22 protein-coding genes are annotated in these 23,329 nt (G+C 58.1%); 10 read left to right on the forward strand and 12 right to left on the reverse strand.

Features of this window, described 5'->3' with window-relative positions:
• The first annotated feature begins 32 nt into the window (after nucleotides 1-32).
• From CE636_RS13020 to CE636_RS13040, 4 genes are all read left to right on the forward strand, one after another.
• Nucleotides 33-1,937 (forward strand): ABC transporter ATP-binding protein, encoded by a 1,905-nt coding sequence (locus CE636_RS13020; RefSeq protein WP_017899944.1) that lies wholly within the window; start codon nucleotides 33-35, stop codon nucleotides 1,935-1,937.
• 226 nt (nucleotides 1,938-2,163) lie between these two features.
• Nucleotides 2,164-3,162, forward strand: a complete 999-nt coding sequence (locus CE636_RS13030) for a hydrolase (RefSeq protein WP_072206932.1) — start codon at nucleotides 2,164-2,166, stop codon at nucleotides 3,160-3,162.
• Entirely contained in the window at nucleotides 3,159-3,377 is a 219-nt protein-coding gene (locus CE636_RS13035) for a YheU family protein (RefSeq protein WP_002920151.1), read from the forward strand. The genes CE636_RS13030 and CE636_RS13035 overlap by 4 nt, the downstream gene beginning before the upstream one ends.
• Nucleotides 3,378-3,413: 36 nt before the next feature.
• Nucleotides 3,414-4,283 carry a phosphoribulokinase gene (locus tag CE636_RS13040; RefSeq protein WP_004202201.1) on the forward strand — a complete coding sequence of 290 codons (870 nt, stop codon included), beginning with the start codon at nucleotides 3,414-3,416 and terminating at the stop codon, nucleotides 4,281-4,283.
• A 55-nt stretch (nucleotides 4,284-4,338) separates the two neighbouring features.
• Here CE636_RS13040 and CE636_RS13045 read toward each other — a convergent pair whose 3' ends face one another.
• Nucleotides 4,339-4,743 carry an OsmC family protein gene (locus CE636_RS13045; protein WP_017899945.1) on the reverse strand — a complete coding sequence of 135 codons (405 nt, stop codon included), beginning with the start codon at nucleotides 4,741-4,743 and terminating at the stop codon, nucleotides 4,339-4,341.
• 306 nt (nucleotides 4,744-5,049) lie between these two features.
• On the opposite strand from CE636_RS13045, the gene crp reads away from it, so the two are divergent.
• Nucleotides 5,050-5,682, forward strand: a complete 633-nt coding sequence (gene crp, locus CE636_RS13050) for a cAMP-activated global transcriptional regulator CRP (RefSeq protein ID WP_000242758.1) — start codon at nucleotides 5,050-5,052, stop codon at nucleotides 5,680-5,682.
• Between the two features lie 51 nt (nucleotides 5,683-5,733).
• Nucleotides 5,734-7,812 carry a YccS/YhfK family putative transporter gene (locus tag CE636_RS13055; RefSeq protein ID WP_017899946.1) on the forward strand — a complete coding sequence of 693 codons (2,079 nt, stop codon included), beginning with the start codon at nucleotides 5,734-5,736 and terminating at the stop codon, nucleotides 7,810-7,812.
• On the opposite strand, the gene argD is transcribed toward CE636_RS13055, so the two are convergent.
• The 5 genes from argD to ppiA all read right to left on the reverse strand — a co-directional run bounded on the left by argD (nucleotide 7,802) and on the right by ppiA (nucleotide 11,140).
• Nucleotides 7,802-9,022: a bifunctional acetylornithine/succinyldiaminopimelate transaminase gene (gene argD, locus CE636_RS13060; protein WP_017899947.1), complete on the reverse strand. Its 1,221-nt coding sequence runs from the start codon at nucleotides 9,020-9,022 to the stop codon at nucleotides 7,802-7,804. The genes CE636_RS13055 and argD overlap by 11 nt on opposite strands.
• An 89-nt stretch (nucleotides 9,023-9,111) precedes the next feature.
• Complete coding sequence (pabA, locus tag CE636_RS13065) at nucleotides 9,112-9,675, reverse strand: aminodeoxychorismate synthase component 2 (protein ID WP_004202196.1); 564 nt, start codon at nucleotides 9,673-9,675, stop codon at nucleotides 9,112-9,114.
• A 31-nt stretch (nucleotides 9,676-9,706) separates the two neighbouring features.
• Nucleotides 9,707-10,309, reverse strand: coding sequence for a putative adenosine monophosphate-protein transferase Fic (locus CE636_RS13070; RefSeq protein ID WP_017899948.1), 603 nt, complete (start codon nucleotides 10,307-10,309; stop codon nucleotides 9,707-9,709).
• Nucleotides 10,299-10,466, reverse strand: coding sequence for a YhfG family protein (locus CE636_RS13075; RefSeq protein WP_004202194.1), 168 nt, complete (start codon nucleotides 10,464-10,466; stop codon nucleotides 10,299-10,301). The genes CE636_RS13070 and CE636_RS13075 overlap by 11 nt, the downstream gene beginning before the upstream one ends.
• Before the next feature lie 104 nt (nucleotides 10,467-10,570).
• Complete coding sequence (gene ppiA, locus CE636_RS13080; RefSeq protein ID WP_002920238.1) at nucleotides 10,571-11,140, reverse strand: peptidylprolyl isomerase A; 570 nt, start codon at nucleotides 11,138-11,140, stop codon at nucleotides 10,571-10,573.
• A 275-nt stretch (nucleotides 11,141-11,415) separates the two neighbouring features.
• Here ppiA and tsgA point away from each other — a divergent pair, with 275 nt between their 5' ends.
• Nucleotides 11,416-12,603: an MFS transporter TsgA gene (gene tsgA / locus CE636_RS13085; RefSeq protein WP_004202192.1), complete on the forward strand. Its 1,188-nt coding sequence runs from the start codon at nucleotides 11,416-11,418 to the stop codon at nucleotides 12,601-12,603.
• Here tsgA and CE636_RS13090 read toward each other — a convergent pair.
• Nucleotides 12,600-13,922, reverse strand: a complete 1,323-nt coding sequence (locus tag CE636_RS13090) for a cytosine deaminase (protein WP_017899949.1) — start codon at nucleotides 13,920-13,922, stop codon at nucleotides 12,600-12,602. The genes tsgA and CE636_RS13090 overlap by 4 nt on opposite strands.
• 238 nt (nucleotides 13,923-14,160) lie before the next feature.
• Between CE636_RS13090 and nirB the strand changes: the two genes are divergently transcribed.
• The 3 genes from nirB (at nucleotide 14,161) to cysG (ending at nucleotide 18,554) form a co-directional block, all read left to right on the forward strand.
• A complete protein-coding gene (nirB, locus tag CE636_RS13095) occupies nucleotides 14,161-16,704 on the forward strand; it encodes a nitrite reductase large subunit NirB (protein WP_017899950.1) in 2,544 nt (847 codons plus the stop codon).
• Nucleotides 16,701-17,027, forward strand: a complete 327-nt coding sequence (gene nirD / locus CE636_RS13100) for a nitrite reductase small subunit NirD (protein ID WP_004202186.1) — start codon at nucleotides 16,701-16,703, stop codon at nucleotides 17,025-17,027. The genes nirB and nirD overlap by 4 nt, the downstream gene beginning before the upstream one ends.
• Nucleotides 17,028-17,180: 153 nt before the next feature.
• Nucleotides 17,181-18,554, forward strand: coding sequence for a siroheme synthase CysG (gene cysG / locus CE636_RS13105; protein ID WP_017899951.1), 1,374 nt, complete (start codon nucleotides 17,181-17,183; stop codon nucleotides 18,552-18,554).
• 74 nt (nucleotides 18,555-18,628) lie between these two features.
• Here the strand turns inward: cysG and trpS are convergent, their stop codons facing one another.
• From trpS to damX, 5 genes are all read right to left on the reverse strand, one after another.
• Nucleotides 18,629-19,633, reverse strand: a complete 1,005-nt coding sequence (gene trpS / locus CE636_RS13110; RefSeq protein WP_017899952.1) for a tryptophan--tRNA ligase — start codon at nucleotides 19,631-19,633, stop codon at nucleotides 18,629-18,631.
• Nucleotides 19,626-20,387, reverse strand: a complete 762-nt coding sequence (gph, locus tag CE636_RS13115) for a phosphoglycolate phosphatase (RefSeq protein WP_004202180.1) — start codon at nucleotides 20,385-20,387, stop codon at nucleotides 19,626-19,628. The genes trpS and gph overlap by 8 nt, the downstream gene beginning before the upstream one ends.
• On the reverse strand, nucleotides 20,380-21,057 hold the full coding sequence (gene rpe, locus CE636_RS13120; protein WP_004202179.1) for a ribulose-phosphate 3-epimerase: 678 nt from the start codon (nucleotides 21,055-21,057) through the stop codon (nucleotides 20,380-20,382). Before rpe ends, gph begins: the two co-directional genes overlap by 8 nt.
• 17 nt (nucleotides 21,058-21,074) lie before the next feature.
• On the reverse strand, nucleotides 21,075-21,902 hold the full coding sequence (gene dam / locus CE636_RS13125; RefSeq protein WP_004202178.1) for an adenine-specific DNA-methyltransferase: 828 nt from the start codon (nucleotides 21,900-21,902) through the stop codon (nucleotides 21,075-21,077).
• A gap of 78 nt (nucleotides 21,903-21,980) precedes the next feature.
• On the reverse strand, nucleotides 21,981-23,273 hold the full coding sequence (gene damX, locus CE636_RS13130) for a cell division protein DamX (RefSeq protein WP_017899953.1): 1,293 nt from the start codon (nucleotides 23,271-23,273) through the stop codon (nucleotides 21,981-21,983).
• Between the last annotated feature and the right edge of the window lie 56 nt (nucleotides 23,274-23,329).

Here is a 23,329-nt window from a genome sequence, read left to right on the forward strand (position 1 = left end):
CAAATTAACATAGTCTGAACATACGGCGCCTTATGATTGTTTTCTCCTCGTTACAAATTCGTCGCGGCGTACGCGTCCTGCTGGACAACGCCACCGCTACCATCAACCCTGGCCAGAAGGTCGGTCTGGTGGGGAAAAACGGCTGCGGGAAATCGACGCTGCTATCGCTTTTGAAAAACGAGATAAGCGCTGACGGCGGCAGTATGACCTTTCCCGGCAACTGGCAGCTGGCTTGGGTGAATCAGGAAACCCCGGCCCTGCCGCAGCCGGCAATCGATTATGTCATTGACGGCGATCGTGAATATCGCCAGCTGGAAGCCGCGCTCCAGCAGGCTAACGAGCGCAACGACGGCCATGCCATCGCCACCGTCCACGGCAAGCTGGACGCCATCGACGCCTGGACCATCCGCTCCCGCGCCGCCAGCCTGCTGCACGGCCTGGGTTTCAGCAATGAACAGCTTGAGCGGCCAGTCAGCGATTTTTCCGGCGGCTGGCGTATGCGCCTTAATCTCGCGCAGGCGCTGATCTGCCGCTCCGATCTGCTGCTGCTCGATGAACCGACTAACCACCTCGACCTTGATGCGGTGATCTGGCTGGAGAAGTGGCTGAAGGGCTACACGGGGACGCTGATCCTGATCTCCCACGATCGCGATTTCCTCGATCCTATCGTCGACAAAATTATCCACATCGAACAGCAGACGATGTTTGAGTACACCGGCAACTACAGTTCGTTTGAAGTGCAGCGCGCCACCCGTCTCGCTCAGCAGCAGGCGATGTACGAAAGCCAGCAGCAGCGTGTCGCGCATCTGCAAAGCTATATCGATCGCTTCCGCGCCAAAGCCACCAAAGCCAAGCAGGCGCAGAGCCGTATTAAAATGCTGGAGCGGATGGAGCTCATCGCCCCGGCGCACGTGGATAACCCGTTCCACTTCAGCTTCCGCCAGCCGGAGAGCCTGCCTAACCCGCTGCTGAAGATGGAGAAAGTCAGCGCCGGCTATGGCGAGCGTATTATCCTCGACTCCATCAAGCTCAATCTGGTGCCGGGGTCGCGTATCGGCCTGCTGGGCCGCAACGGCGCCGGGAAATCGACGCTGATTAAGCTCCTGGCTGGCGAACTCCAGCCCGTAAGCGGGGAGATCGGCCTCGCCAAAGGCATCAAGCTCGGCTACTTCGCCCAGCATCAGCTGGAGTTTCTGCGCGCCGATGAGTCGCCGCTGCAGCATCTGGCGCGCCTGGCGCCGCAGGAGCTGGAGCAGAAGCTGCGCGATTATCTGGGCGGCTTTGGTTTCCAGGGCGATAAGGTCAGCGAAGAGACCCGCCGCTTCTCCGGTGGAGAAAAGGCGCGTCTGGTGCTGGCCCTGATCGTCTGGCAGCGCCCTAACCTGCTGCTGCTCGACGAACCGACCAACCACCTCGACCTCGATATGCGTCAGGCTTTAACCGAAGCGCTGATCGACTTTGAAGGGGCGCTGGTGGTCGTATCGCACGATCGCCACCTGATCCGCTCCACCACCGACGATCTGTACCTTGTCCACGATGGCAAAGTCGAACCGTTCGACGGCGATCTGGAAGATTATCAGCAGTGGCTCAGCGACTCGCAAAAACAGGAGTCCCAGAGCGGCGACGCGCCAAAAGAGAGCGGCAACAGCGCGCAAGCGCGCAAAGACCAGAAGCGTCGGGAAGCGGAGCTACGCAGCCAGACCCAACCGCTGCGCAAAGAGATCGCCCGTCTGGAAAAAGAGATGGATAAGCTCAACGCGCAGCTGGCCAGTGCAGAAGAGAAACTTGGCGACAGCGAACTCTACGACGCCTCGCGTAAAGCAGAACTGACTGAATGCCTGCAGCAGCAGGCCAGCGCGAAATCCGGGCTGGAGGAGTGCGAAATGGCCTGGCTGGAGGCACAGGAGCAGCTGGAGCGCATGCTTCAGGAAGGCTAATCGCCGCGTCATCATTCTGCCTGCGCCTACTATGGCGCGGGCAGAGTGTATTTCTGCCCGCCCTCGCGGTCTGGCCATCAGTGACATCAATGGTTTGTTGTGGTGTAACCTGGCGTCACTGGCCACAAGACCACATATTGGCTAACTCCTGCGCGCCCTGCGCGGTATAGTCATCATCACGTTTATTAATTATTCTGGTGCTATGGTTGAAATCATCCCCACAGACATGACGCCCCCCGAAAACGATTCGCGTGAGTTCCATCCCATGCGCGGCGCGGGCAATCGTCATCTGCAAACCATGCTGCCGCGGCTGATCCGCCGTAAATTGCGCTTTACCCCGCACTGGCAGCGCCTTGAGCTGCCAGACGGCGATTTTGTCGATCTCGCCTGGAGCGAAGACCCGCACCAGGCGTGCCACAAGCCGCGCCTCGTCGTCTTTCATGGTCTGGAAGGGAGTCTGCACAGCCCGTATGCCCATGGACTGATCCACGCGGCGATGCAGCGCGGCTGGCTTGGCGTAGTCATGCATTTTCGCGGCTGCAGCGGCGAACCTAACCGCAATCACCGCATCTATCACTCCGGCGAAACGGAAGATGGCACCTGGTTTCTGCACTGGCTGCAGCGCGAGTTTGGCCCCGCGCCGACCGCCGCCGTCGGCTATTCGCTGGGCGGCAATATGCTGGGCTGCCTGCTGGCAGAAGAAGGCGACCGCTGCCCGCTGGATGCGGCGGTGATCGTCTCCGCGCCTTTCATGCTGGAAGCCTGCAGCTATCATATGGATAAGGGCTTCTCGCGGGTTTATCAGCGCTACCTGCTCAATCTGTTAAAAGCCAACGCCTCACGCAAGCTGAAAGCGTATCCTGGCTCGCTGCCCGTCGATTTACGTCAGCTCAAAGGGATGCGCCGCATCCGGGAATTTGACGATATGATCACCGCCAAAATCCATGGCTTTGCCGATGCGCTGGATTACTACCGGCAATGCAGCGCCATGCCGCGGCTCAGCGATATCACTAAGCCGACGCTCATCATTCACGCGAAAGACGATCCGTTTATGGACCACCATTCCATTCCCCCGCAGGAACAACTGCCGGCGAACGTCGAGTATCAATTGACTGAACAAGGCGGCCACGTTGGCTTCGTCGGCGGCACCCTGCGTAAACCGGAGATGTGGCTGGAAAGACGCATTCCCGACTGGTTAAACCGCTGGCTGGAGGTTCCCGTATGATTATTCCCTGGCAGGATCTGGATCCCGAAACGCTGGATAACCTGATTGAAAGCTTTGTGTTACGTGAAGGCACCGATTATGGTGAACATGAACGTTCACTTGCCGATAAAGTCGCCGATGTAAAACAGCAGCTGAAACGCGGAGAGGCAGTCCTCGTGTGGTCGGAACTGCATGAGACGGTCAATATTATGCCGCGCGCCCTGTTTAACGGCTAAGGCGACGCCACTACATCGTTTAACCAGGGAGTTGTTATGTCTGCCAAACATCCGGTGATCGCCGTCACAGGCTCCAGCGGCGCGGGCACTACCACCACCAGCCTCGCCTTTCGCAAAATCTTCGCGCAGCTAAATCTGCACGCTGCGGAGGTGGAAGGCGACAGCTTTCATCGCTACACCCGCCCGGAAATGGACATGGCGATCCGCAAAGCGCGGGATCAGGGCAAACATATCAGCTACTTTGGCCCGGAGGCGAACGACTTCGGTCTGCTGGAACAGACCTTTGTCGACTATGGCCGCCATGGCAAAGGTCAGTCGCGTAAATACCTCCACACCTATGACGAAGCCGTGCCGTGGAATCAGGTGCCGGGAACCTTCACCCCGTGGCAGCCGCTGCCGGAGCCGACGGACGTGCTGTTCTATGAGGGGCTGCACGGCGGGGTTGTCACGCCGCAGCATGATGTCGCCAGCCATGTCGACCTGCTGGTCGGGGTCGTGCCTATCGTTAATCTCGAGTGGATACAGAAACTCATTCGCGACACCAGCGAGCGCGGCCACTCCCGGGAGGCGGTGATGGACTCCGTCGTCCGATCGATGGAAGATTACATCAACTTCATCACCCCGCAGTTTTCCCGCACCCACATCAACTTTCAGCGCGTGCCGACGGTGGACACCTCCAACCCGTTTGCCGCGAAAGCGATCCCCTCTCTGGACGAGAGCTTTGTGGTGATCCATTTCCGCAATCTGCAGAACATCGACTTCCCCTGGCTGCTGGCGATGCTACAGGGCTCGTTTATCTCGCACATGAACACTCTGGTGGTGCCGGGCGGTAAAATGGGGCTGGCGATGGAGCTTATTATGGCGCCGCTGGTCGAACGCCTGATGGAAGGCCGCAAGATCGGCTAACAGAAGAAACCCCGGCCAGGCCGGGGTTAAGAAAATTCACAACAGCAGGCGAAGACTACGCCTCGATCACTTCATAGGAGTGGGTGATCTTCACCGCTTTTTCCAGCATCAGCGCCACCGAGCAGTATTTCTCTGCCGACAGATCCACCGCACGGGAGACCGCGGCATCTTTCAGCGCCTTACCGGTGACGATAAAGTGCAGATTAATATGCGTGAACAGGCGCGGCGCCTCTTCCCGGCGTTCAGAGGTCAGCTTCACTTCGCAGTTAGTCACCTCATTGCGACCTTTTTGCAAAATGGAGACCACATCGATCGCACTGCAACCGCCCGCCGCCATCAGCACCATCTCCATCGGGCTGGGCGCCTTATCCCCGGAGTTGCCATCCATCAGAATCTGGTGTCCTGACGCGGACTCCCCGATAAAGGTTAACCCTTCAACCCATTTCACACGCGCTTGCATAAAATTTAACTCCAGTATCGCAATATTCTTGTCAGATTACGCGCACATAACAATTCTCGCAACGGAAGGCGACCTGCGTCATGCTGAAGCGAGACACCAGGAGACATGCGGCGAAAGCTATGCTAAAACAGTCTGGATGCTACAGTAATACATTGATGTACTGCATGTATGCAGAGGAGTTCACATTACGGGCTGTCGAAAAATCATCAGCCAGCTTCCCAGGTATAGGGAAACAATACGATTGCATGCCCGGACGCCGTGTAGTGTCGGCGCCCGGAGATAGCTTATAACAGAGGATAACCGCGCATGGTGCTTGGCAAACCGCAAACAGACCCTACCCTTGAATGGTTCTTGTCTCATTGCCACATTCATAAGTACCCATCAAAGAGCACGCTGATCCACCAGGGTGAGAAAGCAGAAACGCTGTACTACATCGTTAAAGGCTCCGTGGCTGTACTCATCAAGGATGAAGAAGGTAAAGAGATGATCCTCTCCTACCTCAACCAGGGCGATTTCATCGGTGAATTAGGCCTGTTTGAAGAGGGTCAGGAGCGTAGCGCCTGGGTACGGGCGAAAACCGCATGTGAAGTGGCCGAAATCTCTTATAAGAAATTCCGTCAGCTGATCCAGGTGAACCCGGACATTCTGATGCGTCTCTCTTCGCAAATGGCTCGCCGTCTGCAGGTGACGTCTGAGAAAGTGGGCAACCTCGCCTTCCTCGACGTGACGGGCCGTATCGCCCAGACGCTGCTGAACCTGGCGAAGCAACCCGATGCCATGACCCACCCGGACGGTATGCAAATTAAAATTACCCGTCAGGAAATTGGTCAGATCGTCGGCTGCTCTCGTGAAACCGTTGGCCGTATTTTGAAAATGCTGGAAGATCAGAACCTGATTTCCGCCCACGGTAAAACTATCGTCGTCTACGGTACCCGTTAAGTTGCTAAGCGGCGTATTGCTCCTGCAGTACGCCGTTTTTGTTTTTCCCTCATGTGGCGCAGGCTGATTTACCACCCGGAAGTTAACTATGCACTGCGGCAAACGCTGGTGCTGTGTCTGCCTGTGGCCATCGGTCTTCTGCTCGGCCATCTCCAGCAGGGGCTCCTGTTCTCCTTAGTCCCCGCCTGCTGCAACATCGCCGGCCTCGACACCCCGCATAAGCGCTTTTTTAAACGTCTGATTATCGGCGGCTGTCTGTTTGCCGGATGCAGCCTGGTGGTGCAGCTGCTGCTCGCCCAGGCGATTCCCCTGCCGCTTATTCTCAGCGGCCTGGCGCTATTGCTCGGCGTCACCGCGGAGATCAGTTCGCTGCACGCGCGCCTGCTGCCCGCGTCGCTGATCGCCGCCATTTTTACCCTCAGCCTGGCGGGCAATATGCCCATCTGGGAGCCGCTGATGATCTACGCCTTCGGCACGCTATGGTACGGCGTGTTTAACTGGTTCTGGTTCTGGCTGTGGCGTGAACAGCCGCTGCGGGAGTCGCTCAGTCTGCTCTACCGGGAACTGGCCAATTATTGCGAAGCCAAATATAGCCTGTTGACCCAGCATACCGATCCCTCGACCGCCCTGCCGCCGCTGCTCATCCGCCAGCAGAAGGTGGTCGATTTAATCACCCAGTGCTATCAGCAGATGCATATGCTGGCCACCAACCAACGTAACGACCACAAACGTCTTCTGCGGGCGTTCCAGATGGGGCTGGATCTACAGGAGCATATTTCGGTCAGCCTGCATCAGCCGGAAGAGGTGCAAAAACTGGTAGAACGCAGCCATGCCGAAGCGGTGATCCGCTGGAACGCGCAGACCGTCGCCGCCCGTCTGCGGGTGCTGGCGGATGACATGCTCTATCATCGCTTTCCGCAGCGCTTCCAGATGGATAAACAGATCGGCGCCCTGGAAAAGATCGCCCGCCAGCATCCGGACAACCCGGTCGGCCACTTCTGCGCCTGGCACTTCAGCCGCATCGCCCGGGTGCTGCATACCCAGCGCCCGCTATATGCCCGGGATCTGATGGCTGACAAAGAGCGTCGTTTACCGCTGTTTCCCGCGCTAAAAAACTATCTGTCGCTGAAATCGCCCGCGCTGCGCAATGCCGCCCGCATCAGCGTGATGCTGAGCATCGCCAGCCTGATGGGCAACGCCCTGCATTTGCCGAAGCCCTACTGGATCCTGATGACGGTGCTCTTTGTTACCCAGAATGGCTATGGCGCCACGCGGGTTCGTATTGTCCACCGGGCGGCGGGGACGCTCGCCGGCCTGATCATAGCCGGGCTGACCTTGCACTTTCACGTTCCGGAGAGCTACACCCTGAGCGGGATGCTGCTGATCACACTGCTCAGCTATCTGATTATCCGCAAACACTATGGCTGGGCGATGGTGGGCTTTACGGTGACGGCGGTATATACCCTGCAGCTGCTGACGCTCAACGGCGAACAGTTTATTATCGCCCGGCTGATCGACACGCTGATCGGCTGCCTGATCGCCTTCGGCGGGATGGTCTGGCTGTGGCCGCAGTGGCAGAGCGGCCTGCTGAAAAAAAACGCCCACGATGCGCTGGAGGCCGACCAGCAGGCGATTCGCCTGATCCTCAGCCCCGATCCCAAAGCGCCCGCGCTGGCCTATCAACGTATGCGCGTTAATCAGGCGCACAACGCGCTCTACAACTCCCTGAATCAGGCGATGCAGGAGCCGGGGTTCAATACCCACTACCTGGAAGATATGAAGCTATGGGTGACGCACAGCCAGTTTATCGTCGAACATATCAACGCCATGACCACCCTGGCCCGGGAGCATACGATGCTCACCCCGGATCTTGCCCAGCGCTATCTCGAATCCTGTGAGATTGCCCTGCAGCGCTGTCAGCAGCGGCTGGACAGCGATGGCCCCGGCAGCACAGGGGATGTCAATATTATGGAGTCACCGGAAAGCGAGGTGCCGATCGGTCCGTTGAGCACCCTGGAGCAGCATCTGCAACGCATTCTGGGCCATCTGAACACCATGCACACTATCTCGTCCGTAGCATGGCGTCAGCGGCCGCATCATGGCATCTGGCTACGGAAGATCAGCCGTTAATCACCTTTGCCACGGCCTGGGCAAAGCGCGCCATCCCCTCGGCGATATCCTGCTCTTCGATGATCAGCGAGGGAACAAAACGCATCACATCCGGCCCGGCGTTAAGCACCATGACGCCGGTTTCCGCAGCGGCATAGAGGAAATCGCGCGCGCGGCCCTTGTGCTGCGGCTTAAGTTCGGCGCCAATCAGCAGGCCCATCCCGCGAATATCACTGAACAGATCAAACTCGGCATCCAGCTGCTGCAGGTGTTTGACGAACAGTTCGCGTTTCGCGTTCACGCCATCCAGCACCGCCGGAGTATTGATCAGATCGAAAGCGGCGTTGGCGACCGCGCAGGCCAGCGGGTTGCCGCCGTAGGTTGACCCATGGGAACCGGCATGGAAGGCGCTGGCGATCTCGTGGGTGGTCAACATGGCGCTGACCGGGAAACCGCCGCCCAGCGCTTTGGCACTGGTGAGAATATCCGGGGTTACGCCATAGTGCATGTAGGCGAACAGCGATCCGGTACGCCCCATTCCGCACTGCACTTCATCAAAGACTAACAGCGCCTGGTGCTGATCGCACAGTTCGCGCAGTCCCTGCAGGAAGGCCGGCGTCGCTGCCGTCACGCCGCCTTCGCCCTGAATCGGCTCCACCACCACCGCGCAGGTGTGGTCATCCATCACCGCTTTTACCGCCTGCAGGTCGTTGAAGGGAACATGGACAATATCCGCCGGTTTAGGGCCGAAACCATCGGAGTACTTCGGCTGCCCGCCGACCGAGACGGTAAACAGAGAGCGGCCATGAAAGGCATTATGGAAGGCGATGATTTTGGTTTTATATGGGCTATGGCGGGTCACCGCATAGTGACGCGCCAGCTTAAAGGCTGTTTCATTGGCTTCGGTACCGGAGTTCATAAACACCACTCGCTCGGCGAAGGTGGCATCGACAAGCTTACGTCCCAGGCGCAGCGCTGGCTCATTGGTAAAGACGTTGCTGGTATGCCACAGCGTTTCGCCCTGCTCGTGAAGCGCCGCCACCAGCGCCGGGTGGCAATGGCCCAGCGCCGTCACCGCGATACCGCCGGCGAAATCAATATACTCTTTGCCCTGCTGATCCCAGACGCGGCTGCCTTTCCCCTTTACCGGGATGAATTCTGCCGGTGCATAAATTGGCAAAATAACTTCATCGAATGTGGCGCGGGTGATTGCCGGTTGTTCAGTTGCCATGTCTTGCCCATCCCTCTTCGTTATGCAGATATGATTATGATAATATAATCACAAAATATGCATAAAAAGTCAGTCAATGGCAACCGAAATCACCGCTTTATAAAGTTCGCCAGCAATTGATGGCCCTGTTCGCTAAGGATGCTTTCCGGATGGAACTGCACGCCCTCGAGATCCCAGTCGCGATGACGGATCCCCATAATCTCACCGCTGGCGCTGCGGGCGGTGACGATAAACTCAGGCGGCAGCGTCGGCGGGTCAATCACCAGCGAATGATAGCGGGTCACCGTCAGAGGATTATTCAGCTCCTGAAACACCCCTTCGCCGTTATGCTCGATAAGCGAAGTTTTTCCATGCATCACCTGCGCCGCCCGCACAATGGTCGCGCCAAACGCCTGGGCTATCGCCTGATGCCCGAGGCAGACGCCCAGCAGCGGCGTTTTCCCTGCATAGTGACGGATTACTGAGAGGGAAATCCCCGCTTCATCCGGCGTACAGGGACCGGGCGAAATCACCATCTTCTCCGGCGCCAGCGACGCTATCTCCTCCAGCGTCAACGCATCGTTGCGCCTGACCAGCACTTCCGCCCCCAGTTCGCAAAAGTACTGATACAGATTCCAGGTGAAAGAGTCATAGTTATCGATAAGCAGGATCATAGCGGCTCCGGAACAATCAAACCGGGCTATTCTACTCAGATTCCCGCGCTTCGCTTACCACTTTGCGAAAGATCGCCGCCAGCGGGTCCGGATCGCCCATCGCGCCCTGCTGGCAGGCGGTGTTCCAGGCGGCAGGATCGACATCACGCCAGTCAAGAAGGTAGCCGGCATGTATCGCCAGCTGTTCAAAGAAAATGCGCTGGGTCAGGCCATTGCCGAGACGAAAAGGGTGCAGCACATTAATTTCACCATAGAACCAGCTCAGGCGTTCGATAAAGGTATCCCGCGGCAGGCCGCAGAGATAATCCTCCTGCTCCAGGGCCTGCATCAGGGCGTTCCCTTCCTCTTCGATGCGGGCAAAGTGACAGAACGGCGTATCGCCCAGGTAGAGGTTCACTTCACGCAGCCTACCCGCCCAGTCAAACAGATCCTGATACAGCTGATGATGAATAGCGCACAGATAGGGTAAGCCGCGCACCCGCGGCCCCAGCGGCAGGGTAGCCGCCCGCAGCGACGTCATCTCCAGGGCAGCCTGCTGCAGAGTGTTGGCCTGGCGGATGCCGAGGCGGTTGCGCAGGACGTTCAGGGCCGGATAGAGGTAAGGATCGCGTTCATCGCCAAATTTATCGCTCATACTCCCTCCGCAGCGTCGCGAGGCGCGCCTGCGCCTCCTCGGCAGTCAGCGTAACCAGTGGCACCGATACGCCTTCGAGGCGACGGCTGGCCTGAAAATTGCTATTACGTGTCTGTTCCCAGAGTCGGGATTTTTGCTTATCGGTGAGTGGACGCATCGTCGCCCCCTTATCGTCCCCTGTGTGCCACAAGTATAAGCAGCAATTACAGGTTATGCCGGGAGGCAACCGGCGCGGCGATAGACTACCGCGCCGTGGGAGGATTAGGGCAGCACTTTCGCAGAGAGGATAACGACCGGTTTAGTCGGCACATTCTGGTATGGGCCGACGTTATGGGTCTGAACCTGGGAAATCTTATCCGCAACGTCCATGCCTTTCACTACCTTGCCAAACACCGCATAGCCAAAGTCGCGCTGGCCATGGTCGAGGAAGGCGTTATCCGCCACGTTGATGAAGAACTGGCTGGTGGCGCTATCCTGATCGGCGGTACGCGCCATGGCGATGGTGCCGCGGGTGTTGCGCAGGCCGTTGTCTGCTTCATTTTTGATCGGCGGGTTAGGCTGTTTCTGCTGCATCTGCTCGTTAAAGCCGCCGCCCTGCACCATGAATCCCGGGATCACGCGATGGAAGGTAGTGTTGTTGTAGAAGCCGCTGTTAACGTACTTCAGGAAGTTATCCACGGAAATCGGGGCTTTCTGGCTGTTTAACTCAAGCTCAATGTTACCTGCCGAGGTGGTCAGCAGCACATGCGGGTCGCCCTTTGCCGCCATGGCCGGGGAGAACGCTGAAATGGCGAAAACGGCAGCCATCGCCGCCAGTGTTGATTTGAGCATGGAAAATCCTTAACGGAGCAGAATAAAAGCGAGTGCCTTGATTCTAAAGAGCCTTTGCATCCTGGGCCAGCCTTTTACCAAATTTTACTTAGCTGTAATAATTGTAACCGCGCAAACGTTCTCCCCGCGTCGAAAAAACGTGATTCAAGTCACATTAAAACATGCAAAAGATAACGTATTTCACAATAAACATTTAATTACATCACCTGAACGACTAAAATCTGTCCGCCCGGCGCGGCGTCAACGCGCTTTACCTTTCTATTCACAGGCCAGTCATGACTAACAGCAACCGTATTAAGCTCACATGGATCAGCTTCTTCTCCTACGCCCTGACCGGCGCGTTGGTGATCGTCACCGGGATGGTGATGGGTAACATTGCGGATTATTTCCATCTGCCCGTTTCCAGTATGAGCAACACCTTTACCTTTCTGAACGCCGGTATTCTGATCTCCATCTTCCTCAATGCCTGGCTGATGGAGATCGTGCCGCTGAAAACTCAGCTGCGTTTTGGCTTTATTTTGATGGTGCTGGCGGTGGCCGGCCTGATGCTCAGCCACAGCCTGGCGCTGTTCTCCGCATCAATGTTCGTTCTCGGCCTGGTGAGCGGGATCACCATGTCGATCGGGACCTTCCTGATCACCCATATGTATGAAGGCCGTCAGCGCGGGGCACGTCTGCTGTTTACCGACTCCTTTTTTAGCATGGCGGGAATGATTTTCCCGATGGTCGCCGCGGTCCTGCTGGCGCGCAGCATCGAGTGGTACTGGGTCTACGCCTGTATCGGTCTGGTGTATGTCGCTATTTTCGTCCTGACATTCGGCTGTGACTTCCCGGTACTCGGCAAAAAAGCGCAGAGCGAAAACAGCCAGCCGGTGGTGAAAGAGAAGTGGGGCATCGGCGTGCTGTTCCTCTCCGTCGCGGCGCTGTGCTATATCCTCGGTCAGCTGGGCTTTATCTCCTGGGTACCGGAATATGCCAAGAGCCTTGGCATGAGCCTCGGCGATGCCGGTAAGCTGGTGAGCGATTTCTGGATGTCCTACATGATCGGCATGTGGTCATTCAGCTTTATCCTGCGCTTCTTCGACCTGCAGCGCATCTTAACCGTCCTCGCCGGCCTCGCGACGGTGCTGATGTACCTGTTTATCAATGGTTCGCCGGAGCATATGCCGTGGTTTATTCTGACCCTGGGCTTCTTCTCCAGCGCCATCTACACCTCGATCATTACGCTCGGTTCGCAGCAAACTAAAGTCGCTTCACCAAAGCTGGTGAACTTTATCCTCACCTGCGGCACCATCGGCACCATGCTGACTTTCGTGGTCACCGGCCCGATTGTGGCGGCCAGCGGTCCGCTGGCCGCGCTGCACACCGCTAACGGCCTCTACGCCGTGGTGTTCGTGATGTGCTTTATCCTTGGCTTCGTCTCCCGTCACCGCCAGAACAACGCTCAGGCGGCGTCTCACTAAGCCTTCGGCCCCTTTGCGTCCGCAAGGGGGCTGTTTCTCATAAAAGAAAGCTCCTCGCCACCGCGGTCGGTCTGGATCCAGGTTTGCGCCAGTTGGGTGGTCGCAATCACCCTTCCCTCGCGAATTGACCAGCGCCCCGGCACCTGGCAGCGTACCGCCTCAAAGCCATTCTCCGCCGGCAGAATGATTAGGTTAGCCGGATTGCCGCTGACGATGCCGTAATCCGTCAGGCCAAACGTGCGGGCGCTGTTGTCGGTGACAAGCTGCAGGCCGTCGTTAATTTGCTGGTAGCCCATCAGCTGGCAAACGTGGAGCCCCATATGCAGGACCTGCAGCATATTACCGGTCCCCAGCGGGTACCACGGGTCAAAGACATCATCATGACCAAAGCAAACGTTGATCCCCGCCGCCATCAGCTCCTTCACCCGGGTAATGCCTCGTCGCTTCGGGTAGTCGTCAAACCGGCCCTGCAGATGAATATTGACCAGCGGATTGGCGACAAAATTGATGCCGGAGAGCTTAAGCAGGCGGAACAAGCGCGAGGTATAAGCGCCATTATAGGAGTGCATGGCGGTGGTATGGCTGGCCGTCACCCGCGGCCCTATTCCCGCTTTTAACGCCAGCGCGGCAACGGTTTCCACAAAGCGCGACTGTTCGTCGTCAATTTCATCGCAGTGAATATCCAGCGGGCGGTCATATTTCCGCGCCAGCCGGAAAGCGATATGCAGCGATTCCACCCCATATTCACGGGTGAACTCAAAGTGGGGGATCGCCCCAACGACATCCGCCCCCAGCTTCAGGGCCTCTTCCAGCAGCGCCTCGCCGTTGGGGTAAGAGAGGATCCCCTCCTGCGGAAAAGCGACAATCTGCAGCTCGACCCATGGCGCCACCTCCTGTTTGACCTCCAGCATCGCCTTCAGCGCCGTCAACGTCGGATCGGAGACATCGACATGGGTACGGACAAACTGCACGCCATTGGCGATCTGCCACTTGAGGGTTTTCCACGCCCGGGCTTTAACGTCTTCATGGCTGAGCAGCGCTTTCCGCTCCGCCCAGCGCTCAATCCCCTCAAACAGAGTGCCGGACTGGTTCCAGTTTGGCTCGCCGGCCGTCTGGGTGGTATCCAGATGGATATGCGGCTCAATAAAAGGCGGGATCGCCAGCCCGCCGCGAGCGTTTAACACTTCGTAGCTTTCGTCCCGCGCCTCCCCCATCGGCGTGATCTCGCCAAAGCGCCCCTTATCTATCGCTATCTGCCACAGGCCGTCGCGGTCTGCCAGGCGTACGTTCTGAATCAACCAAAGCGGCGCTGCTGTCATATCAACCTCTCCATTCAATACGGCTTGTTTTCTACTCAACCCCAATCGCGACCCACCCAATTCTTGTACACAAAATCAGCAAAAAGGAAAAGTCAGCGTTTTCCACAACTTAGAAAAATACAGACAAATCAATTATATACCCATTAAGTGGTAGGTGAAGTTGTCATTGATTTGCATCAATAAGCCTGATGGCTGAATCGTTAAGGTAGGCGGTAATAGAAAAGAAATCGAGGCAAAAATGAGCAAAGTCAGAATCGCTATTATCGGTAACGGCATGGTTGGCCATCGCTTTATCGAAGAGCTTCTTGATAAGGCGCCTGCCGGACAATTCGACATTACCGTGTTCTGTGAAGAGCCGCGTATCGCCTACGACCGTGTCCACCTGTCGTCTTATTTCTCCCACCATACCGCAGAAGAGCTGTCGCTGGTCCGCGAAGGTTTCTATGAGAAACACGGCGTCAAGGTGCTGGTCGGCGAAAGGGCCATCACCATCAACCGCCAGGAGAAGGTGATCCACTCCAGCGCCGGGCGCACGGTGTTCTACGACAAGCTGATCATGGCGACCGGCTCATACCCCTGGATCCCGCCGATTAAAGGCGCGGAAACCCAGGATTGCTTCGTCTATCGCACCATTGAAGATCTCAACGCCATTGAATCCTGCGCCCGTCGCAGTAAACGCGGCGCGGTGGTCGGCGGCGGTCTGCTCGGCCTCGAAGCCGCAGGCGCGCTGAAAAACCTCGGCGTGGAAACCCATGTTATCGAGTTCGCGCCGATGCTGATGGCCGAGCAGCTCGACCAGATGGGCGGCGAGCAGCTGCGGCGCAAAATTGAAAGCATGGGCGTGAAAGTTCACACCAGTAAAAACACCAAAGAGATCGTTCAGCAGGGCATCGAGGCGCGCAAAACCATGCGCTTCGCCGACGGTAGCGAGCTGCAGGTCGATTTCATCGTCTTCTCTACCGGGATCCGCCCGCGCGATAAACTGGCCACCCAGTGTGGGCTGGCGGTTGCCCAGCGCGGCGGCATCATGGTCAACGATAGCTGCCAGACCTCCGACCCGGATATCTATGCCATCGGCGAATGCGCCAGCTGGAACAACCGCGTGTATGGCCTCGTCGCGCCGGGTTATAAAATGGCCCAGGTGGCCGTCGATCACCTCCTCGGCAGTGAAAACAGCTTCACCGGCGCCGACCTCAGCGCCAAGCTGAAGCTGCTGGGCGTGGACGTGGGCGGCATCGGCGATGCCCACGGCCGCACGCCGGGCGCCCGCAGCTACGTCTATCTTGACGAAAGCAAAGAAGTTTATAAGCGTCTGATCGTCAGCGCCGACAACAAAACCCTGCTCGGCGCGGTGCTGGTCGGCGACACCAGCGACTACGGCAACCTGCTGCAGCTGGTGCTCAACGCCATCGAGCTGCCGGAGAATCCGGATTCGCTGATCCTCCCGGCCCACGCCGGCAGCGGCAAGCCGTCGATCGGCGTCGATAAACTGCCGGACAGCGCGCAAATCTGCTCCTGCTTCGACGTCAGCAAAGGCGACCTGATCGCCGCCATCAACAAAGGCTGCCATACCGTCGCGGCGCTGAAAGCGGAAACCAAGGCCGGTACCGGCTGCGGCGGCTGTATCCCGCTGGTCACCCAGGTGCTCAACGCCGAGCTGGCGAAACAGGGCATCGAGGTCAACAACAACCTGTGCGAACACTTCGCTTACTCCCGCCAGGAGCTGTTCCACCTGATCCGCGTGGAAGGCATCAAAACCTTCGACGAACTGCTGGCCAAACACGGCCAGGGCTACGGCTGTGAAGTGTGTAAACCAACCGTCGGCTCCCTGCTGGCCTCCTGCTGGAATGAGTACATCCTCAAGCCTCAGCACACGCCGCTGCAGGACACCAACGACAACTTCCTCGCCAACATCCAGAAAGATGGCACCTACTCGGTCATTCCGCGCTCCGCGGGCGGCGAAATCACCCCGGAAGGGCTGGTCGCCGTGGGCCGTATCGCTCGTGAATTCAATCTGTACACCAAAATCACCGGCTCCCAGCGCATCGGCCTGTTTGGCGCGCAGAAAGACGACCTGCCGGAGATCTGGCGGCAGCTGATTGAAGCGGGCTTCGAAACCGGCCACGCCTACGCCAAAGCGCTGCGGATGGCGAAAACCTGCGTCGGCAGCACCTGGTGCCGCTACGGGGTCGGCGACAGCGTCGGCTTCGGCGTCGAACTGGAAAACCGCTACAAAGGCATCCGCACCCCGCACAAAATGAAGTTCGGCGTCTCCGGCTGTACCCGCGAATGCGCGGAAGCCCAGGGCAAAGACGTCGGGATCATCGCCACCGAGAAAGGCTGGAATCTGTACGTATGCGGTAACGGGGGGATGAAGCCGCGCCACGCCGATCTGCTGGCCGCGGACCTCGATCGCGAGACGCTGATTACGTATCTCGACCGCTTTATGATGTTCTACATCCGCACCGCCGATAAGCTGACCCGCACCGCGCCGTGGCTGGACAACATGGAAGGCGGGATCGACTATCTGCGCAGCGTGATCATCGATGACAAGCTCGGTCTGAACGACCATCTGGAAGAGGAGCTGGCTCGGCTGCGCGCCGCCTTCGCCTGCGAGTGGACCGAGACCGTCAATAACCCGGCGGCGCAGACTCGCTTCAAACACTTTATCAACAGCGACCAGCGCGACCCGAACGTTCAGGTGGTGCCGGAACGTGACCAGCATCGCCCGGCCACGCCATATGAGCGTATCCCGGTTACTCTGGTGGAGGAAAAAGCATGAGCCAGTGGGTAAACATCTGCAAAATTGACGACATCCTGCCCGCCACCGGCGTCTGCGCCCTGCTCGGTCAGCAGCAGGTGGCGATCTTCCGTCCCTATCATGACGACAGGGTGTTCGCCATCAGCAACATTGATCCGTTCTTTAACGCCAGCGTACTGTCTCGCGGAATTATCGCCGAGCATGACGGCGCCCTGTGGGTTGCCAGCCCGCTGAAAAAACAGCGCTTCCGCCTGAGCGATGGCCTGTGTATGGAAGATGCCAGCCACTCTATCGCCCGTTTCGACGCCCGGGTAAAAGACGGCCACGTTCAGCTTAAAGCGTGAGTCCCGCTTCCTCCCCCCGGTCACGGGGGGAGATATAAGTAACACTTCTGACCGACAGCGCATGAGTGCGGGATATGTCGCATGTTTTGTATTACCTTTGCTGCTATTCTACGACCACTCACTTTCTACCCCTTATTTTTATGAGGTTATTCTGTGGATCACTTACCCATATTCTGCCAGTTACGCCAGCGGGATTGTTTACTGGTTGGCGGCGGGGATGTCGCCGAACGCAAGGCCCGTCTGCTGTTGGATGCTGGCGCAAACGTCACGGTCAATGCGCTCGACTTTACCCCTCAGTTTCAGGTGTGGGCCGATTCACAGATGCTGACCCTGGTGCAGGGGGAGTTTATCCCCTCGCTGCTGGACAACTGCTGGCTGGCCATCGCCGCTACCGATAATGAAACAGTGAATCAGCAGGTCAGCGACGCGGCCGAAGCGCGGCGTATTTTCTGTAACGTGGTGGATGCCCCGCGCCAGGCCAGCTTTATCATGCCGTCGATCATCGACCGCTCGCCGCTGATGGTCGCCGTCTCCTCGGGCGGGACATCACCGGTGCTGGCGCGCCTGCTGCGCGAGAAGCTGGAGTCAATCTTACCCCTGCATCTTGGTCAGCTGGCCCGCTACGCCGGCCATCTGCGCGCTCGCGTCAAGCAGCAGTTTGCCACCGTAGGCGAACGCCGACGGTTCTGGGAGAAGCTGTTCGTTAACGACCGCCTGGCGCAGTCGCTGGCCAATGACGATCGGCAGGCGGTGGCGGATACCACCGAGCAACTGCTGACCGAGCCGTTAGAGCATCGCGGCGAGGTCGTCCTGGTTGGCGCCGGCCCCGGTGACGCCGGGCTGCTCACGCTCAAAGGCCTGCAGCAGATCCAGCAGGCCGACGTGGTGGTCTATGACCGACTGGTCTCCGACGACATCATGAATCTGGTGCGCCGCGATGCCGACCGGGTGTTCGTTGGCAAGCGCTCAGGCTATCACTGCGTGCCTCAGAAGGAGATCAACCAGATCCTGCTGCGCGAAGCGCAAAAAGGAAGACGCGTGGTCCGGCTGAAAGGCGGCGATCCCTTTATCTTTGGCCGCGGCGGAGAGGAGCTGGAGACCCTCTGCGAGGCGGGCATCCCCTTCTCGGTTGTGCCAGGCATCACCGCCGCCTCCGGCTGCTCCGCCTACTCGGGGATCCCGTTGACCCATCGCGATTTCGCCCAGGGCGTACGCCTGGTCACCGGCCATCTGAAAACCGGCGGCGAGCTGGACTGGGCGAACCTGGCGGTGGAGAAGCAGACCCTGGTGTTCTACATGGGTCTGAACCAGGCGCCGGCGATCCGCGAGAAGCTTATCGCCCACGGCATGGCGGAAGATATGCCTGCCGCCATCGTCGAGAACGGCACCGCCGTGACGCAAAAAGTGGTCAGCGGCACCTTAGGACAGCTGGATATTCTGGCGCAGCAGATGGCCAGCCCGGCGCTGATCATTGTCGGCCGCGTGGTCGGCCTGCGGGATAAACTGAACTGGTTCTCAAACCACTAACCTTCGCCTCGCGGCGTGAACGACAGGCATAAAAAAGGGCGGGATAATCCCGCCCTGTTTAGCTGTTGCGTCGCTTACGGCTTGGCGACAAAGCCAATCGCTTCGTATACCGCTCTCAGGGTTTGAGAAGCCCGCGCGCTGGCCTTTTCTGCACCGTCTTTCATCACCTGATTGAGAAACGCTTCGTCGTTACGGAAACGGTGATAGCGCTCCTGCAGGTCAATCAGCATGCCCGATACCGCTTCGGCGACTTCGCCTTTCAGGTGGCCATACATTTTGCCTTCGAAGTGCTGCTCCAGCTCAGGAATGGTTTTCCCGGTGACCGCGGAGAGGATATCCAGCAGGTTGGAGACGCCCGCTTTCTCTTTCAGGTCGTAGCGCACCACCGGCGGCTCGTCGGAGTCGGTGACCGCACGTTTGATCTTCTTGACCACCGATTTCGGGTCTTCCAGCAGGCCGATGACGTTGTTGCGGTTGTCGTCGGACTTGGACATCTTTTTCGTCGGCTCCAGCAGCGACATCACGCGCGCGCCGGATTTAGGGATAAACGGCTCAGGCACTTTAAAAATATCGCCGTAGATGGCGTTAAAACGCTGGGCGATATCGCGACTCAGTTCAAGGTGCTGTTTCTGATCTTCGCCCACCGGAACCTGGTTGGTCTGGTACAGCAGGATGTCAGCGGCCATCAGTACCGGATAATCAAACAGACCGGCGTTGATGTTCTCCGCGTAGCGCGCGGACTTGTCTTTAAACTGGGTCATGCGGCTCAGTTCGCCGAAATAGGTGTAGCAGTTCAACGCCCAGCCTAACTGGGCGTGTTCCGGCACGTGCGACTGAACGAAGATAGTGCTTTTCTGCGGGTCGATGCCGCAGGCCAGATACAGCGCCAGGGTGTCCAGCGTCGCCTTACGCAGCTGCTGCGGATCCTGGCGCACGGTGATGGCGTGCTGATCCACGATGCAATAGATGCAGTGGTAATCGTCCTGCATGTTTACCCACTGACGCAGCGCACCCATGTAGTTGCCAATGGTCAGTTCACCTGAGGGCTGTGCGCCACTAAAAACGATGGGCTTAGTCATGTTTCAATTCCTGAGTTTCACTGTGCGGTAACCCGAGAGCGGGTAAGAGTTCATTAAACTGGTCGAAGAGATAGTCCGGCTCGCTCAGCGCAAGCGGTTCGCCATAGTTATAACCGTAGGTCAGGCCAACCGAGCAGCAGCCAGCCGCTTTGGCCGCCTGAATATCATTACGTGAATCGCCGACGAACAGCAGCGCCTCCGGCGTCAGGCCGAGCTTTTGCGCTACCAGCAGCAGCGGTTCCGGATGCGGCTTTTTGTTCTGGACGTCATCGCCGCCGATCACCACGGTAAAATATTTCGCAATATCGAGCGCGTCCAGCAGCGGGGCGACGAACGGCGTCGGCTTATTGGTCACCAACGCCAGCGGCAGACCTTTGCCCTGCAGCGCGCCGAGCGTATCGGCCACTGCCGGAAACAGGAAACTGCCCTCTTCCGCCGCCTCGGCGTAATAGCGGTCAAACAGTTTACGCAAAATGCGCAGCTGTTCGTCTTGCGGAATATCATGATCGTCGACGGAAGGCTTGCCCATCGCCGCACGTAACGTGGCACGCTCCTGGCGAGCCCAGCTCAGCGCCCGCTCCATCAGGACATCGGCGCCGTTGCCGATCCAGGTTACGACGCGCTCTTCTCCCGCCACCGGCAGTTCCAGGGCGTAGAGGGCGTTATCAACGGCGGCGGTCAGACCCGGCGCGCTGTCCACCAGCGTGCCGTCGAGATCAAACGCGATGCCGCGGATCGCCTGTAATTTATCCATGACTCACCTTCGCTAATTCACTACGCATTTGATCAATCACTTTCTTGTAGTCCGGCTGGCCGAAGATCGCCGAACCGGCAACGAACATATCCGCGCCCGCCGCGGCGATTTCGCCGATATTGCTCGCTTTCACCCCGCCATCCACTTCCAGACGGATGTCGTAGCCGGACGCATCGATGCGCTGGCGCACTTCACGTAGTTTATCCAGCGTCTGGGGAATAAAGGACTGGCCGCCAAAGCCCGGGTTAACCGACATCAGCAGGATGACGTCCAGTTTATCCATCACATAATCGAGATAGCTCAGCGGCGTCGCGGGGTTAAACACCAGGCCCGCTTTACAGCCATGCTCTTTGATAAGCTGCAGGCTGCGGTCGACGTGTTCGGAGGCTTCCGGGTGGAAGGTGATGATGCTGGCGCCAGCTTCGGCAAAATCAGGAATGATGCGGTCGACCGGCTTCACCATCAGGTGGACGTCGATCGGCGCGGTAATACCGTAGTTACGCAGCGACTTCAGCACCATCGGGCCAATCGTCAGGTTCGGCACGTAGTGGTTGTCCATGACGTCGAAGTGCACGACATCCGCACCCGCCGCCAGCGCCTTCGCGGTATCCTCACCCAGACGGGCAAAATCAGCCGACAGAATCGAAGGGGCAATCAAATACTGCTTCATCCGCATCTCCTTGAAATTTATTTGGTCTTAGGCGGACGGTAGAGCGCTAAGAGCTCGTCCACCTTTTTACGCGTACCACCGTTGCTGCTGATGCTGCGCCGAACCTTCACAATATGCGTTTCTGCCGCATTTTTATACCACTCCTGCGTCAACGGCGTGCGGTGGTTGGAAATCAGCACCGGGATCCGTTTCTTCATCAGCGATTCCGCCTTTTGCGCCAGCAGCACCTGTTGCTCCAGGTTGAAGCTGTTGGTGTGGTAGGCGGTAAAGTTCGCCGTCGCCGTCAACGGCGCATAGGGCGGATCGCAATACACCACCGTGCGGCTATCCGCACGCTGCATGCACTCTTCATAAGATTCGCAGTAAAACTCAGCGTTTTGCGCCTTGTCGGCAAAATGATAGAGCTCAGCCTCGGGGAAATAGGGCTTCTTATAGCGGCCAAACGGCACATTGAACTCGCCGCGCAAATTGTAGCGACACAGGCCGTTGTAACCGTGACGGTTCAGATACAGGAACAGCACCGCGCGACGCAGCGGGTCCTGGCTCTGATTGAACTCATCACGGTACTGGTAGTAGCGCTCAGCGACGTTATTTTCCGGGGTAAACATCTCGCGGGCGGCAGCGACGTACTCGTCGGTGCGCAATTTGACGATGTTGTACAGGCCGATTAAATCACTGTTGATATCCGCGAGGATATAACGAGAAAAGTCGGTATTGAGAAATACCGACCCGGCGCCCACAAAGGGCTCGATTAAGCACTCACCTTCCGGCAAATGCTTTTTAATATCGTCAAGCAGGGGGTACTTCCCCCCTGCCCACTTTAGAAAAGCGCGATTCTTTTTCATGCTGCCTAACTAATTACACGTTCTCCGGCTGTGGAGAAAGCTCCGACAGCATCCTGCGCTTAAGACTACCCCACGGCATTATTTCAGATCAGCCTGAACCTGATGCAGTGGTTTTGCCCATGGATTTTTCGCCTGCACGTCCGGCGGCAGCGAGGTGACCGCGCGTTTCGCTTCATCTTTCGATGAATAGATACCGCTCACCAGCACGTACCACGGTTGGCCGTTACGTGACGTTTCATAGACAACATATCTGTCCAGCTTCTCTTTCTTCGCCCAGTTGTTCAGGTTTTCATAGTTAGAGGAGCTGCTGAGCTGCAGGGTATAGTTACCCGACGGCGCAGATTTCATCGAGCTGACGTCGCCTGCCGTTTTACCGCTCTTCGCCGGCGCTGCCGCGGCCGCCGTTGCGGCTGGCGCAGCAGTGGTGGTGGTTGCTGGTGCTGCAGGTTTACTCTGCGCGGTGGCTACCGGTTTGCTTTCCGCGACGGTCGTTTGCGCCGGGGCAGTGGTCGCCGCGCTTTCAACATGCTTCGGCTGAACCGGCTTCGTTTCTACCGGCGCTTTTGCCACCGCCTGTGGTTTCGGCTGCGGCTTCGCTTCGATGACGGTGTGCTTACGCTCAGCAGGACGCGGCGTTGCCGCCGTCTGACGTTCGGTCGTCTGGCGCGGCGCCGCGGTGCCACTGGCGCCATTACGGATCGGCGCGACGGTTGCCGGTTCAGTTGGCAGCGTCGAGTTAGCTACGGCGCCGTCCAGCTGGCCCTGCTGCTGGGTCAACGCATTATTCAGATCGCCCTGAACTTCAACGCGCTGCTGGCCCTGCGGCTCTGCCGCGGCCTGGCCCTGGGTCGGGTTCGCGGCAATAGGCGGTACCGTGACGTCCTGCTGGGTGGTGGTATTGGCGGCAGTCTGATCCTGGCCGGCAGCTGGCGTGCTGGTGGACTGGTCGTCAGACAGATTAATGCTCTTCTCGCCGGAAGCGGTCTGCTGGCTGGAAGAAGATGGCGATTTCAGCGCGGAACCGATACCCACGATTAACAGCAACAGTACCAGAATGCCCACGCCCATCATGATGTACTGGCGGGAAGCGGGTTTCGCCGGCGCTTTTTTACGCTTACGCGGACGACGCTCTACAGGCTGCTCTTCGAGCATCTCCTCATCTTCCGCATCCAGTTCTTCTTCGAATTCTTCCTCTTCACGCTCACGACGGGCCTTGCCGGCGCGCGTCGGACGGCCTTCATCGGCATCAAGATCGACATCGTCAAAATTGATCTGCGGATCGGCATCACGCTCGGAAGACTGACGGGAACGACCAGCACGACGATCGTTGCGATCGGCTTTCATATCGTCTTCTGGTTTGAAATCATCCATTTAACACCCCACTAAAAGGCTTATGCTCACGATTATTGCACATCACCCGAAATGAT

Origin of the sequence: Klebsiella sp. LY (genome assembly GCF_004010915.1) — a bacterium.
Lineage (GTDB): Bacteria > Pseudomonadota > Gammaproteobacteria > Enterobacterales > Enterobacteriaceae > Klebsiella > Klebsiella quasipneumoniae.

Excerpts from the sequence above, each read along its gene's own strand:
- nirD (WP_004202186.1), top strand. The coding sequence starts at position 16,701 with ATGAGCCAGTGGGTAAACATCTGCAAAATTGACGACATCCTGCCCGCC.
- rpe (WP_004202179.1), bottom strand. The coding sequence starts at position 21,057 with ATGAAGCAGTATTTGATTGCCCCTTCGATTCTGTCGGCTGATTTTGCC.
- gph (WP_004202180.1), bottom strand. The coding sequence starts at position 20,387 with ATGGATAAATTACAGGCGATCCGCGGCATCGCGTTTGATCTCGACGGC.
- CE636_RS13030 (WP_072206932.1), top strand. The coding sequence starts at position 2,164 with ATGACGCCCCCCGAAAACGATTCGCGTGAGTTCCATCCCATGCGCGGC.
- CE636_RS13090 (WP_017899949.1), bottom strand. The coding sequence starts at position 13,922 with ATGACAGCAGCGCCGCTTTGGTTGATTCAGAACGTACGCCTGGCAGAC.
- trpS (WP_017899952.1), bottom strand. The coding sequence starts at position 19,633 with ATGACTAAGCCCATCGTTTTTAGTGGCGCACAGCCCTCAGGTGAACTG.
- nirB (WP_017899950.1), top strand. The coding sequence starts at position 14,161 with ATGAGCAAAGTCAGAATCGCTATTATCGGTAACGGCATGGTTGGCCAT.
- damX (WP_017899953.1), bottom strand. The coding sequence starts at position 23,273 with ATGGATGATTTCAAACCAGAAGACGATATGAAAGCCGATCGCAACGAT.
- pabA (WP_004202196.1), bottom strand. The coding sequence starts at position 9,675 with ATGATCCTGCTTATCGATAACTATGACTCTTTCACCTGGAATCTGTAT.
- CE636_RS13055 (WP_017899946.1), top strand. The coding sequence starts at position 5,734 with ATGTGGCGCAGGCTGATTTACCACCCGGAAGTTAACTATGCACTGCGG.
- tsgA (WP_004202192.1), top strand. The coding sequence starts at position 11,416 with ATGACTAACAGCAACCGTATTAAGCTCACATGGATCAGCTTCTTCTCC.
- CE636_RS13045 (WP_017899945.1), bottom strand. The coding sequence starts at position 4,743 with ATGCAAGCGCGTGTGAAATGGGTTGAAGGGTTAACCTTTATCGGGGAG.
- crp (WP_000242758.1), top strand. The coding sequence starts at position 5,050 with ATGGTGCTTGGCAAACCGCAAACAGACCCTACCCTTGAATGGTTCTTG.
- argD (WP_017899947.1), bottom strand. The coding sequence starts at position 9,022 with ATGGCAACTGAACAACCGGCAATCACCCGCGCCACATTCGATGAAGTT.
- CE636_RS13075 (WP_004202194.1), bottom strand. The coding sequence starts at position 10,466 with ATGCGTCCACTCACCGATAAGCAAAAATCCCGACTCTGGGAACAGACA.
- dam (WP_004202178.1), bottom strand. The coding sequence starts at position 21,902 with ATGAAAAAGAATCGCGCTTTTCTAAAGTGGGCAGGGGGGAAGTACCCC.
- CE636_RS13035 (WP_002920151.1), top strand. The coding sequence starts at position 3,159 with ATGATTATTCCCTGGCAGGATCTGGATCCCGAAACGCTGGATAACCTG.
- CE636_RS13040 (WP_004202201.1), top strand. The coding sequence starts at position 3,414 with ATGTCTGCCAAACATCCGGTGATCGCCGTCACAGGCTCCAGCGGCGCG.
- CE636_RS13020 (WP_017899944.1), top strand. The coding sequence starts at position 33 with ATGATTGTTTTCTCCTCGTTACAAATTCGTCGCGGCGTACGCGTCCTG.
- CE636_RS13070 (WP_017899948.1), bottom strand. The coding sequence starts at position 10,309 with ATGAGCGATAAATTTGGCGATGAACGCGATCCTTACCTCTATCCGGCC.
- ppiA (WP_002920238.1), bottom strand. The coding sequence starts at position 11,140 with ATGCTCAAATCAACACTGGCGGCGATGGCTGCCGTTTTCGCCATTTCA.